The following is a 14572-nucleotide window of genomic DNA, read 5'->3' as shown; positions in this document are numbered from 1 at the left end:
CTCATTTCCTACTGATTTAAAAGAAGTTTATCTATATCTATTAATGTTACAATTCTATCTTTAAAATTTATAACTCCTTTTATGTAATCTTTTTTATTTTCCTCATCTACTTTTTCTATAATATCAGGGTTTATATCTATTACTTCATCTACATTATCTACATTAACCCCTACTAATTCTTCTTCTAGCTTTAATATTATTATATTTTCTTGTTCTTTTTCATGATCTGGTACGTTTAATAATAGATTAATGTCTAGTAATGATATTATATTACCTCTAAGATTTATAAGTCCTTTTATATAAGCTGGTGCATTAGGCACTTTTGTTGTTTCCATAGTATCATTAATACCTTCAATTTTTTCAGTTTCCACTGCAAATTGTTCGTCTTTTAATTTGAAAATCACAATCTGCATATCCTCACCTCCAGCCTTTTTTAAACTAAAAGTAGAGATAGAGATTTGTAATCTATCTCTACTTTTGATTTATCCTATTACTTTTTTTATGGCTTCTAATACTCTGTCTGGTTGAAAAGGCTTTACTATAAAATCTTTAGCTCCAGCTTTTATAGCATCCACTACCATAGTTTGTTGTCCCATAGCTGAGCACATTATTACCTTTGCATCTGGATCTATGGATTTTATTTCTTTTACTGCCTCTATACCATCCATATCAGGCATAGTTATATCCATTGTTACTACATCAGGTTTTTCTGTTTTATATAGTTCTACAGCTTTTACTCCATTACTGGCTTCTCCTACTACTTCAAAACCGTTTTTTTCTAGTATATCCTTTATCATCATTCTCATAAAAGCAGCATCATCAACAATTAATACTTTAGACATTTCTTTCCCTCCAAATTACATTACTCCTAATGAATTTAATATTTTTTCTAATGAACCGGGCATTGGTATATAATAAAAATGCCCTTTTATCTCTGAATCATCTTGTAAAAACACAGTTTCTATATCTAATACACATTCATCAAACTGTCCTGACTCTATAAATGTTGTGGATAAAATTGCTCCTAGCATATCATAGGTTACTGCTGGAACCGATGGAATTATGGTTAGGTTGGTAAATTTTGCTATAGCGTTCATATAAGATGCAGAGATTATATTCCCCAGCTCCTCTATTACAGATTTACCTAATGACGATAATTCCGTTTCTTTCATACCTGTTAATATTTCTATTATATTATTTGCCGTTTCTTTTTCAAAAACAAATAATATATTTCCAGGGGTATCACCAAGAACTCTTACAAGTATTCCATAAACTATTTCTTCCTCTTTTATCCCTTTAAACATTTTATCAAAGGGAACTATATTTATATATGGAACAGACATATCTATTTTCCTATTTAAGAGTTGCGATAGAGCTGTTGCCGCATTGCCTGTTCCTATATTCCCTACTTCTTTTAACACATCAAGTTGTAGTGGTGTAAGACTTAAATACGTCATGTACATTCCTCCTTAAACTAAAGAGCTAACATCTAGTATAAGAGTCACCAAGCCATCTCCCAATATGGTAGCACCTATGTATTCTTTTAATCCTTGTAGTGTTTTCCCTAATGGTTTTATAACTATTTCTTGTTGCCCTAATAATGAATCCACCACTAATCCTATATTCTTTTCTCCTACTTTAACTATTACAATGTATTTCTTCTTGCTATTAGATTCTTCTAAATTTAGTCTTTTGCTAAGTCTTATAAGAGGTATTACATTTTCATTATATATTATAACTTCTTTATTATTTGTTTTCTTTATTAAGTCCTCCTTAAAATCTATAACCCTATCTATGTATCCTAAGGATATAGCCATGGTTTCTTCTCCTACTTTAACAAGAAGAGCCTGTATTATTTGAAGTGTTAATGGAAGTCTAATTATGAAAGAAGACCCTTTATTCTCTTCACTAATTACTTCTACACTTCCACCAAGAGAGGCTATTTTGGTTTTTACAACATCCATTCCAACCCCTCTACCTGAAATATCTGTTACCTTTTCATTAGTGCTAAAACCTTGCATGAATATAAGATTTCTTATATCATTGTCTGTCATTCCCTCTGTGTTTATATCAAGCCTATTCGCTTTAGCTCTTACTTTTTGAACATCTATTCCACCACCATCATCTTCAACTTTTATAACAGCCTTTGTACCTTCTTGGTATGCAAGAAGCTTTATTTTCCCAACTGGATTTTTTCCCTTTTTTATTCTTTCTTCCGTAGGTTCTATTCCATGGTCTGCTGCATTTCTTATTAAGTGAATTAATGGCTCTCCTATTTCATCTATAACAGTTCTATCTAATTCTGTATCTTGTCCTTTTATGATAAGTTCCATTTCCTTGTCTAATTCAACAGATAAATCTCTTATAAGTCTTGGAAATCTATTAAATACAATATCCAATGGTAACATTCTTATTTTCATAACTAAATCTTGCAGATCTGAGGTAGTTCTTGCTACCTGTTCTAGTGTTTCATTTAGTTCTGTTAATTTATAGTTTTGACTTATTTGCTCTAATCTAGTTCTGTTAATAACAAGTTCGGATACCATATTCATAAATTTGTCTAGCCTACCTAAGTCTACTCTTACAGATTGATGTTGTTTCTTAAATTGGTGCTCTTTTTTTCCCCTAGGTTTGTTGTTTTGTACACTTTTCACATCCACCTTTGACTTTTCTTGTTGAACTTTTTCCTTTATGGCCACAACTTTTTCTTCCGCTTTGATTATTTTTTCTCTTTCTTTCTCTACATTTACATTATCGACCATAACTTGTTCAACTTCAGAGATATTTGATAAAATTTCATAAATTTCTTCTTTAGCTCTATTAGAAATATACATTAAATTAATTTCAAAATCAAAATTTTCTCTTTCTATATCCTCTACACTAGGTATGGATTTTACTATTTCCCCTGAATCCTCTAAATTCTTAAATATTAAAAAAGCTCTTGCAGATTTTAACAGGGTATTTTCATTTAATACAACTTTTATAGCATAAGAATCAAATCCCTTATCCTCTGCTTGTTTTACTACATTTATGTCATATTCATTTAAATCCAAATCTAAATTTGAGGCTGTATGTTCCTTAGACTCTTCTATGATCTTTTCTTCCTCTAATTTATGAAGCATAACTTCTTCCACTTCAGAAATACCTGATAAAATTTTATAAATTTCTTTTTCATTCTCTTTAGAAACATACATTAAATTAATTTCAAAATCAAAGTTTTCACTTTCTATATCCTCTGCACTAGGTTCAGATTTTACTATTTCTCCTACATCTTCTAAGCTTTTGAATATTAAAAAGGCTCTTGCGGATTTTAATAAAGTATTTTCACTTAATATAACTTTTATAATATAAGTATTATAACCTTTATTCTTAGCTTGCTTCATTATGTTTTTATCATATTCATTTAAATTTAAATCTGAATCTGAATTTAGAGCTATTTCTTCTATGGCTTTTTCTTTTATATCTCCTTTTTCACTACTTTTTTTTATATCTTGTAGTTCAGATATTATACCTTCTATGGAAATTTCCTCGTCTATATCATCTGCAATATTATTTACCATTTGTTCTAGAGTATCTAGGCATTTGAATAGCACTGTTACAACATTTTCTGTTACTTTTAACTCTCCATCTCTAAACTCCGATAATACATCCTCCATTTTATGAGTTAATTCAGCTATTTCATTAAATCCCATAGTAGCCGACATACCCTTTAGAGTGTGAGCAACTCTAAAGATTTCATTTAACTTATCAGAATCTTCTGGCTCCTGTTCTAATTGAAGTAAGGAGTCATTTAAAGTTTGAAGGTTCTCCATAGCTTCTTCTAAAAACATTGACATATATTGAGATGTATCCATAAGCTTACCTCCTTATGCTTTCTTGTATATAAAAGTGGAGGCTTTGTCAAAATTAAAATTTTTATAATTGTAAATGCTTTCAGTAGCACCTACAAAAAGCAATCCACCTTTTTTTAAGGATTCATTAAACTTCTCATATATTTTGTCCTTTATGTCTTGATTAAAGTATATAACTACATTTCTACACACTATTAAATCAAAATTTTTTTCATAGTTGTCCAAAATCAAATCATGTCTTCTAAAGTTTACCATCCTTTTTATTTTATCGTCAATAAAATAAAATTCTCCATGCTTTTTAAAATATTTATCTAATCTATCTTTATTTACATTCTTTATATCATTTTCTGTATAAAACCCAAGCTTTGCTCTTTCTAATATTTTCTCATCTAAGTCTGTGGCTATTATAGTGTGCCTACCTAAAGGAGCTAACTCATTTAATAGTATTCCTAAGGAGTATGGTTCTGCTCCAATAGAACAGGCTGCACTCCATACTTTTAAATTTTTATTTTCAGAAAGTAGTTGAGCTTTTATTTTACTTTTTAAGTCTTCAAACATTTCAAGATTTCTAAAAAATTCTGTTACATTTATAGTGATAAAATCTAAAAACTTTTGTCTTTGTTCTCCATCTTTTTTTAATATATCTATATATTCATCTACACTTCTTGCACCTACTCTAGACATAAGGCTTAAAAGTCTTCTATGTAATTGATTTGGTTTATATGCATGAAGATTTATTCTAAATTCTTTGTATACCCAATCCTTAAATTTTTCTAAATCCATATCCATTTCCTCTTCCTTCTACTATTTTTATTATAGCATCTGAAATTTCATGTATTGGTAAAACCATGTCCACCTTCCCTGTATCAAAAGTTGATTTTGGCATTCCGTATATTGTACATGTAGATTCATCTTCGGATATGGTTATTCCTCCATTTTTCTTTACTTCCACTGTACCTTGAGCTCCGTCCTTTCCCATACCTGTTAATACTATACTTAATAATTTATCTTTATAAGTTTTTGCAGCTGAAAAAAAGAGTTTATCTACAGCAGGTCTTACACCCCATAAGGTTTCTTCCTTATTTAGAGATATCTTAGAATTATTTATTTCCATATGATATCCTCCTTGGGCAATGTATACCACATTTTCTTCTATTATTTCTCCTTCAGCTGCTTCTACCACTTTTAAATTACTGTTATTATTTAATCTATCTGCAAATGCTTTTGTGAAGGTTGGAGGCATATGCTGTACTACAAAGATAGGAACACCTAAATTCTTTGGAAGTTTCGTTATTACTTCGTAAAGCGCTTTTGGTCCTCCAGTAGAAGCCCCTATTACCACTGCTTCTATTTTCTTGTTATTTAAGGTGCTTTTTACTAATTTAATTTTTCTTGGATCCTTTTTAATATCTTCCCTTGAGCATACAATTTCACATTTTTTATGTGCTAAATTTATTTTAGTTATTAAATCATCTTTAACTTTATCTATATCTAATGATATAGATCCCGAAGGCTTAGGTAAAAAATCAAAAGCTCCATTCCCTAAACATTCCATAGTTAATTCTGAAGATCTTTTAGAAAAGCTACTAAGTACTATTACTGGTATGTTAATTTTTTTATTCTGCAGCTCTTTTAACGCCTCCATACCATCCATAACAGGCATTTCTACATCCAATGTTATAACATCTGGTGATAGCACTTCAACTTTATCTATTAAATCTTTTCCGTTTCTTGCTGTTGCTACTACTTCCATATTTCTTTGTGAATTTATCATATCTGATATTATTTTTCTCATTAAAGCTGAATCATCTACTACTAAAACTTTTATTTTCTTCAATGTATATCACTCCATTATATTTCTTTCATACCTACTCCTACAGTTTTTATTTGAACAATCCCATTTGATGTATCTAGAGTCATGGTTCTTCCTTTATTTCCACCAACTTCTTCTGCTACTATGGGTATAGATAATTCCTTTAATTTCTTCCTTACAGCTTCTATATTTCTTCTTCCAATATCCATTACCATACTTTTATCTGAAAAGTTAAACATAGATGCCCCACCAGAGATTTTAGCTTTTATGTTTCTAATATTAGCTCCCTTTTCTTTCATTTTATCAGTCATTATAATTATCCCTAAATCAGGAAATTTTAATGGATTACTTACATTTTTAAACTGAGTACTATCTGGAAGCATTATGTGTAAAAGTCCTCCTACGCCATTAATTCTATCATATAATGCTATACCTATACATGAGCCAAGTCCTACTGTGATTATTCTATCTGGGGATTTTGCTACATTTAAATCTGCAATCCCCACCCTATATTCTTTAACTTCCATAGTATGCACCTTTCACAAATATATTTTTACTATTTATTAACAACTTCTTTTTCTTTTTCTGTTAATATAGTACCTAAATTTAAAAATATTATAATTTTATCTTCCTCTTTTATTAAGCCTTTTATATATCGTCTAGAAATACCAGCAACTATTTCTGGTGGCTCTTCAATATTATCCTTATTTACATCTCTTACTTCAAATACTATATCTACTAATATACCAATTTTACTCTTTTCATCTTTGACAACTATTATTTTCTTATCACTGTCATTATGAGTTTGAACCTTTGGTATGTTGAACTTTTTAGATAAGCATATTATTGGAAGTATATTTCCTTCATAATTTATAACACCTTCTACAAAAGCTGGGGAGTCTGGTACCCTTGTAGGCTCTTCAAAGCCTAATATTCTTTCTACCTCCATTATATCCGTTGCATAAAGTTCATCATTTATACCAAATATCAATATTTTTTCTTCCTTATTTCCCATTGATATTCCTCCTATAATAATAATTTATCAGCTATTATATCTCCATTTTTATCAAGATAAACATGTATATCCTTACTTGGCATTTCTAATAAATATTCTTTAGTTCCTACTTTAAAGACTGTATTTTGATAAGCTATATCTGCCCAAATCTCCCCTTTATCTCCTACAATAAGTTTTGTAGTTACTCCACTAATACTTCCTACAGTTTTACACCTTATTTCCTTTTTAGCTTTTATTTGCCCACCTCTAGCCAGCCCTTTTTCGCTAGTAAAATAAATTGAATTATTTGATACTATATTAGATATATATTCGCCTTTTCCTGTTATATAAACATTTCCCGAGCTGGATATATTAGAGTCCTGACAATAATCTATAATTACATCTATAGGTATAGTTAATTCCTTTTCAAGTTTTACAACTCTTTCTTCTAAAAGCTTTATTATATCTTCTAGTTCTCTATAATTTTTTATATTTAAAGGAGCCAATCCTATTAATTTATTTTTTACTGCTAATATTATTTTTCCTTCTTCTTGATCTTTACCACAAACGGTTATATCTCTTATGATGTTTAAACAAGTTCTAGGAAGGGTTTTATATTTACGCTCCATTAATATTCTTATTATTTCACCATCTTTTTTATCTTTTCCGTATAGATCTAATCTTTTTACTTCCTTTGTAGATTCTATAATTTCTCTTAATAAGTTTATAAGTGCCTTTGAATTATCAATGGCTTTTATTTTAGTAACATCTTGTCCTCCACCTAATATATCTGAAGATAGTATACTTCCTTTTATAGTTATATTTCCCTTACCTTCTATTTTAGATCTTTCTACATTTTTATTTATAGTTATAGAGTTTCCTGCATTTACTTCCATACCTTCTTTTACATTTCCATATACTAAAACATCACCAATGAATTCAATATTTCCTGTAGTTAAATCTACATCAGATCTAACTTCATACATTCTATATACGTAGAATGCATTGTTCTTTACATAAGGTTTTCCTTCAATACTTGCAATAATTTTTTCTCCACTTAATTGGCATCCATTTCCTGCTCTTATTCTAATTTTTTTACCCAATTTATGTTTTAAAAGTTTTCCTTTTACATCTACTCCATCTCTTCCTGGCTTTGATGAGTGTCTTATAGCAAGTATGTCCCCTTTTTTAACTGCCTCTACAGTGCCTATACTCTTAAAGTCCACATTTCCCATAGCATCTTCTTCTAATTTTTTTTCTCTTTCATCTACGTTAAATCTATACTCTATTACATCATCTTTCTCATGTATAGGTCTTACTCCTTTTGCTATTAAGACATTATCACAACTTTTTTCTATGACATTCTGTAGATTTTCTTCTATTATACCACAAATTATTCCACCTTTGGACAATTGTTCTTTTATTTCCTCTACTGTATATTTAGGTGGCATTTTAGAATATTTTGACACTTTTTCTAAAATTAACTCATTATTTTCTTCTGAATCTTTTAACTCATAAATTATCTCTGGTTCATAATATACAGACGCAAAGGCTTCTATGTTATCCTTACTAGTAGATATATTTATCTTTCTAGAAGCAACTTGATCATACAAAGATACTTCTATAGTGGAATGTTCATATATTTCTGCTCTTTTTACTACTTCTTGTCCATCTACTTTTACATTTATATACTCTGAATCTTCTCCAATTACAATATTAGCTGGTTTTCCATCTTTTTTAGGATTTTTTACAATTAGCTCCCCATTTTTTATTTTAACTGTACCATAGTTTTCTTTCTTTGCTTTTTCTTCAATATTATAAGTTTCTATTTCTTCCACCTCTTTTTCTTTTATTACTTCTTCTACTTTTTCTTCTATAGGTTTAGCTTCTATAACTACCTTTTTTATGAAAAGCCCTTTTTTCTTTTTTATTATTTTATAATCTAACTTATCTTTTTCCACATCAAATAATTTACATGCATCCCCTATACACTGTTCTAAAGATGATCCTATAAATTTAGTTTTCAATATAATCCCCCCATAATCTCAATATAAAATTAATTATCTTTCTTATCTTTTATATATTCATATATCTTTTTATTGTATTTATCCATAATAGATATAATTAAAGGATTTTTTGACGATTTAAATTTTAAGTCATCTACAGTTTTTATTGGTAAAATGTCAAAAGGAGTGCTTGATATGAATATTCCATCTATTTCTTCTAATTCTTCACTACCTATATACTTTTCTATTACAGATATATTTAATTCATTGCATATATCTAAAACTTGTTTTCTAGTAATTCCAGGTAATACAGCCTTTGATGGAGTAGTTATAAGTTTATGGTCTTTTACCATAAATATATTGGATTTACTTCCCTCAGTTATGAATCCATTTCTATCTACTAATATGGCTTCAAATATATTTTTATCTTTTATAAATTTATCTAAACTTTTTCTAAAATCTAACTTTAAAACCTTTGCATTAGGATTTTCTCTTTCCTCATTGTATAATGCAGTAGATATGCCTTCTTTAAAATCTTCTTTATTGGGAAATATTGTTTCTTCAAAGTAACATATAAAGTTTTTTTCCTCAAAGTTTAAAATAAATTTTAAACTTCCTTCTTCCACCTTATTTTTTTTTATTAATTTTTTTATAGAATCCTCTATAAAGCTTTCTTTCAACCATATTTTTAGGTTAGTTAAATTAGAAGTGCTTTTAAGTCTTTTTATGTGTTCTTCTAGTAGTAGTGGCACGCTATTTTTAACTTTTAATACCTCATAAATATTTTTTTCTCCCTTTATAATATTATCGTTAAATTCTCTAGAATCTTTGATATCATTATTAAAGATATAGTATTTTCCAAATATGTTCATAATCTCCCTCCTCTTTTATTAACACCCCCGGTGTTAGCAATGAATAATTAATAATTAATAATGAACAATTATGGATATTTTTCCTCCATTCTCATTACGAAAAAACTTTAATTATAAAACTAAAGCGATGTTCAGCTTGCCTGAACAAGCCTTCAAAATAAAATGTAAGGTTTTCTGTAGCAAAGCGGAAGAAAATCCTCCTTCGTTATTCATTGTTCATTGACGTTAACGATCCCCAGGTGTTAACGTTAACACTCTTTGCTACTTCCAACTTAATCTTTTTATAGTTTCGTGTTCTTTTTTAAAGTTTATTAAGTAAGGATTCCCTACTGCTCTAAATAAAGGTAAGTCTGCTAGGGAGTCTGAGAACATGTAGGATTTTTTAAAATCAACATCTAGACCTTCTTGTTTTAAATACTTTTTAAGTCTTAATACTTTTTCTTCTCCTTTGCAATTTTCCCCATAAATCTTACCAGTATACTTTCCATTCTTTATTTCAAACCTTGTGCCTATTATTTTATCTACCTCTTTTATATTATATAATTCTTTTAAGTAAAATTCAGCCGAGGCAGAAATTAAATATATTTTGTATCCTTCTTTTTTAAAATTTTTTATAGTGGCTAGGGCATCGCTATATAATATATTTTTAAGTCTTTTTTCATAAAATTCCTTTACGATTTCCTCCATTTCTTTCTCTGTAATTCCTCTTATAAAAGATATAAATTCCTCTTTAGCTCTACCTGCATCATAAATCTTAATAAGATATAAAAATCCTCCTTTTATGCTTCTAGGTAGATTTTTTATTAGACTTGGCTTTTTCTTAAGTAAAAAATAATAAAATTCCACTAGAGTTTCTCTTCTAGTTAAGGTAAAATCTACATCGAATATGGCCAATTTAATTTTTTCACCACTCATTTTTTTCATCTCCTTTTAATTCTATATTTAAAATAAAAAGAACCGATATAAATTATAACGGTTCTTTTTATTAATTACTCTTCTTCTTGTAGAAGACTTTCATAGTAAGTTCTTACTTCTTCAAATTCTTCATCATTTGGAATTTGAAGTTCTCCTTCTTCTGAGTCTCCAACTACTTTAAATAAATATATTGTTCCATCCTCTGGGTTTTCTACTACAGCATAATCTTGTTCTTTGTAATTAAAACCGTCTACTACTTCACAAGTTACAACATTTCCCTCTTCATCTTCTAAATCTACTAATAGAGCTTCATGTTCGTGTTCATGATCACCTTCACATCCACATCCACAACCATGATTATGGTCATGGTGGTCATCATTATCACAACAACAATTATTCATTTTATCTTTATCCATAGAAACGTCTGGAAATATTCCCAGACTTTCACCTCCTTTCGGTTATGTTATAATTTTACCCTTAATTTAAGTATTTTAAAAGGCTTTTTTGAAATTTCCTTAAAAAATAAAGAGAAGACCGTGGTCTTCTCTTTATTTTATAGATTAACCTTGTAATCTTTTGTAGCTTTCATATCTGTCTTTTGCATCTGATTCAGTTTTTGCATATAATTGATCTGCTACTTCTGGGAATGCTTTCTTTAAGGAAGCATATCTTACTTCACCCATTAAGAAGTCTTGGAATTTACTCCAATCAGGTTCCTTAGAATCTAATGTAAATGGATTCTTTCCTTCTTCTTTAAGTTCTGGGTTGAATCTGTATAATTGCCAGTATCCACAATCAACAGCTCTCTTTTGTTCTTCTTGGCTAGCAGACATACCTATCTTTAATCCTTGGTTGATACATGGAGCGTAAGCTATGATTAATGATGGTCCGTTATATGCTTCTGCTTCTTTCATTGCTTTTATAGTTTGATTCTTATCAGAACCCATAGCTATTTGAGCAACATATACGTATCCATAGCTCATTGCCATCATTCCAAGATCTTTCTTTCTAGTTTTCTTACCAGCAGCAGCAAATTTAGCTATTGCAGCAGTTGGTGTAGATTTTGATGCTTGTCCTCCAGTGTTTGAATAAACTTCTGTATCATATACGAAGATGTTTATGTTTTCTCCACTTGCTAGAACGTGGTCAACACCGCCGTATCCGATATCATAAGCCCAACCGTCTCCACCAAAGATCCATTGAGATTGTTTTACAAGATAGTTTCTATCTTTGTAGATTTCTTTTAATGCATCGTGACTGTCTTTTTCTCCTTCAAGTACTGCTATAAGTTCAGCAGTTGCTACCTTTGAAGCTTCTCCATCATCATAGTTATCTAACCAGTTTTGAAGAGCTTTTTTAACTTCTTCTTTTACATCAGCATTTAATGCTTCGTGAGCTTTATCTACTAATCTTTCTCTTATTTGTTGAGCTCCTATAGCCATTCCTAATCCGAATTCAGCGTTATCTTCGAATAGGGAGTTAGCCCAAGCAGGTCCTTGACCTTTTTCATTAGTTGTGTATGGAGTTGATGGAGCTGATCCTCCCCAGATTGATGTACAACCTGTTGCGTTAGCAATCATCATTCTATCTCCATATAATTGAGTTAATAATCTTGCATAGGAAGCTTCTCCACAACCTGCACAAGCTCCGTTGAACTCTAGTAATGGTTGTTCAAATTGGCTACCTTTTATAGTCATCTTATTCATTGGATTTTCTTTTTTAGATAATTTTGTTGAATAAGCGAAGTTTTCTTGTTCTTTTAATTGAGTTCCAGCTGGTTTCATTATAAGAGCTTTACTTGGTGCTGGACAAACCTCTGCACAGTTTCCACATCCAGTACAGTCAAGTGGTGAAACTGACATTGTGTACTTGAAGTCTTTAAATGCAGGTCCTCCCTTAGCTTCAACTATTCTGTATCCTTCTGGTGCATTCTTAGCTTCTTCTTCAGTTAATAAGAATGGTCTTATTACTGAGTGAGGACATACAAATGAACATTGGTTACATTGGATACAGTTATCTTGTTGCCATTCTGGAACGTTAACTGCTATTCCTCTTTTTTCAAATGCTGCTGTTCCTTGTGGGAATGTACCATCTTCATATCCGTTAAATGCTGAAACTGGAAGGCTATCTCCTTCTTGTCTGTTCATAACATCTACAATATTCTTTATGAATGCTGGTTTTTCTTCAGCTTTTTCTACAAATCCTTCAGTAGTTGTTTTCCATGATGCTGGAACTTCTACTCTATGTGCAGCTTCTACACCTTTGTCTATTGCAGCGTTGTTCATGTTAACAACTTTTTCTCCCTTTTTACCATAGGAAGTAACAACTGCATCTTTAAGATACTTAACTGCATCTTCTACTGGTATGATGTTTGCAATTTTAAAGAATGCTGATTGCATTATCATGTTTATTCTTCCACCAAGACCAACTTCTTGAGCGATCTTAACAGCGTTTATTGTGTAGAATTCTATATCATTTTCTGCAATGTAATTCTTTAAAGAAGCTGGTAGTTGTTGTTCTAATTCTTCATCTGACCAAATGCAGTTAAGTAAGAACTTACCACCTTTCTTTAATCCTTTAAGTACATCATATTTATGAACATATGCTTGGTTATGGCAAGCTATGAAATCTGCACTATTTATTAAGTATGGACTCTTAATTGCTTCTTTACCAAATCTTAAGTGAGATACTGTTATACCACCTGATTTTTTAGAGTCATATGCAAAATATCCTTGAGCATACATGTCTGTATGGTCTCCTATGATCTTTATAGCACTCTTGTTTGCTCCAACAGTACCGTCTGATCCAAGACCCCAGAACTTACATGCTGTAGTTCCTTCTGGTGTTGTATCAACATTTTCTCCTTCTGGTAATGATGTATGAGTTACGTCATCTACTATTGCTACTGTAAAGTTATCCTTTGGACATTCTTCTTTTAAGTTATCAAATACTGATATTATGTGTCCTGGAAGAGTATCTTTTGAACCTAGTCCATATCTTCCACCAACTATTATTGGTCTCATATCTTCACAGTTGTAGAATGCTGATTTAACATCTAAGTATAATGGTTCTCCAATTGAACCTGGTTCCTTAGTTCTGTCAAGAACAGAAATCTTCTTAACAGTTTTTGGCATAACCTTGAAGAAGTGTTCTAATGAGAATGGTCTGTAAAGGTGAACTTTAACTAAACCAACTTTTTCTCCCTTAGCCATTAAGTAATCTATTGTTTCTTCTATACAGTCACAGATTGATCCCATTGCAACTATTACTCTTTCAGCATCTTCTGCTCCATAGTAGTTGAATAGTTTGTAATCTCTTCCTGTTAATTTGTTTATTTCGTTCATGTAATTTTCAACAACAGCTGGTACGTCATTGTAGAACTTATTACATGCTTCTTTTCCTTGGAAGAAAATATCTGGATTTTGAGCTGTTCCTCTTGTTACAGGTTGATTTGGATTTAAAGCTCTTTGTCTGAATTCGTTAACTGCATCCATGTCAACTAATTTAGCTAATTCATCATATTCTAACATTTCAATTTTTTGTATTTCGTGTGAAGTTCTAAATCCATCAAAGAAACTTAGGAATGGTATCTTTGATTTTATTGTTGCTAAATGTGCTACAGCTGATAAGTCCATAACTTCTTGAACACTACTTTCTGCAAGTAATGCAAATCCTGTTTGTCTTGCAGCCATAACGTCGGAGTGATCTCCGAATATGTTTAATGCGTGAGTTGCAACAGCTCTTGCACTAACGTGGAATACTCCTGGTAAAAGTTCTCCTGCTATTTTGTACATATTAGGAATCATTAGAAGTAATCCTTGAGAAGCTGTATATGTAGTTGTTAAAGCTCCTGCTTGTAATGATCCGTGAACTGCACCTGCTGCACCTGCTTCTGATTGCATTTCAACTAATTTTACAGTTTGACCAAATATATTTTTCTTTCCTTGTGCTGCCCATTCATCAACATGTTCAGCCATTGGGGATGATGGTGTTATAGGATAGATTGCTGCTACGTCTGTAAACGCGTAGGATATATATCCGGCAGCGGTATTACCATCCATAGTTTTCATTCTTCTACTCATTAGTAATTCCCTTCTTTCTATATATTTTAAATAATATAT

General features: G+C 30.6%; 13 protein-coding genes. All 13 read right to left on the bottom strand.

What is annotated here, in order from left to right; all coding sequences use genetic code 11:
• Positions 1-8: 8 nt before the first annotated feature.
• On the bottom strand, positions 9-413 hold the full coding sequence (locus B5D21_RS01270) for a chemotaxis protein CheW (protein WP_011099921.1): 405 nt from the start codon (positions 411-413) through the stop codon (positions 9-11).
• Positions 414-482: 69 nt separating this feature from the next.
• On the bottom strand, positions 483-842 hold the full coding sequence (locus B5D21_RS01265) for a response regulator (RefSeq protein ID WP_035127638.1): 360 nt from the start codon (positions 840-842) through the stop codon (positions 483-485).
• A 15-nt stretch (positions 843-857) separates the two neighbouring features.
• The gene (locus tag B5D21_RS01260; protein WP_035109441.1) at positions 858-1457 is read right to left on the bottom strand and encodes a chemotaxis protein CheC; all 600 of its coding nucleotides are present in this window, start codon (positions 1455-1457) and stop codon (positions 858-860) included.
• Positions 1458-1469: 12 nt separating this feature from the next.
• Positions 1470-3854, bottom strand: coding sequence for a chemotaxis protein CheA (locus tag B5D21_RS01255; protein WP_078688059.1), 2385 nt, complete (start codon positions 3852-3854; stop codon positions 1470-1472).
• Positions 3855-3866: 12 nt separating this feature from the next.
• A complete protein-coding gene (locus B5D21_RS01250) occupies positions 3867-4634 on the bottom strand; it encodes a CheR family methyltransferase (RefSeq protein ID WP_035109439.1) in 768 nt (255 codons plus the stop codon).
• Entirely contained in the window at positions 4615-5688 is a 1074-nt protein-coding gene (locus tag B5D21_RS01245) for a protein-glutamate methylesterase/protein-glutamine glutaminase (protein ID WP_035109437.1), read from the bottom strand. Before B5D21_RS01245 ends, B5D21_RS01250 begins: the two co-directional genes overlap by 20 nt.
• A 14-nt stretch (positions 5689-5702) precedes the next feature.
• Positions 5703-6191 (bottom strand): chemotaxis protein CheD, encoded by a 489-nt coding sequence (locus B5D21_RS01240; protein ID WP_035109435.1) that lies wholly within the window; start codon positions 6189-6191, stop codon positions 5703-5705.
• Positions 6192-6220: 29 nt separating this feature from the next.
• On the bottom strand, positions 6221-6679 hold the full coding sequence (locus B5D21_RS01235) for a chemotaxis protein CheW (RefSeq protein WP_011099928.1): 459 nt from the start codon (positions 6677-6679) through the stop codon (positions 6221-6223).
• Positions 6680-6690: 11 nt separating this feature from the next.
• Positions 6691-8685, bottom strand: coding sequence for a DUF342 domain-containing protein (locus B5D21_RS01230; RefSeq protein ID WP_035127640.1), 1995 nt, complete (start codon positions 8683-8685; stop codon positions 6691-6693).
• A gap of 29 nt (positions 8686-8714) precedes the next feature.
• Positions 8715-9536, bottom strand: a complete 822-nt coding sequence (locus B5D21_RS01225; RefSeq protein WP_011099930.1) for an aminotransferase class IV — start codon at positions 9534-9536, stop codon at positions 8715-8717.
• A gap of 261 nt (positions 9537-9797) precedes the next feature.
• Positions 9798-10460, bottom strand: coding sequence for an HAD-IB family hydrolase (locus tag B5D21_RS01220; RefSeq protein WP_011099931.1), 663 nt, complete (start codon positions 10458-10460; stop codon positions 9798-9800).
• 65 nt (positions 10461-10525) lie between these two features.
• Positions 10526-10867: a DUF1292 domain-containing protein gene (locus tag B5D21_RS01215; RefSeq protein ID WP_011099932.1), complete on the bottom strand. Its 342-nt coding sequence runs from the start codon at positions 10865-10867 to the stop codon at positions 10526-10528.
• Between the two features lie 144 nt (positions 10868-11011).
• Entirely contained in the window at positions 11012-14533 is a 3522-nt protein-coding gene (gene nifJ, locus B5D21_RS01210) for a pyruvate:ferredoxin (flavodoxin) oxidoreductase (protein ID WP_035110378.1), read from the bottom strand.
• Between the last annotated feature and the right edge of the window lie 39 nt (positions 14534-14572).

The organism is Clostridium tetani, assembly GCF_900167265.1.
Lineage (GTDB): Bacteria > Bacillota > Clostridia > Clostridiales > Clostridiaceae > Clostridium_G > Clostridium_G tetani.
This window is presented reverse-complemented; position numbering and strand designations above follow the sequence as displayed.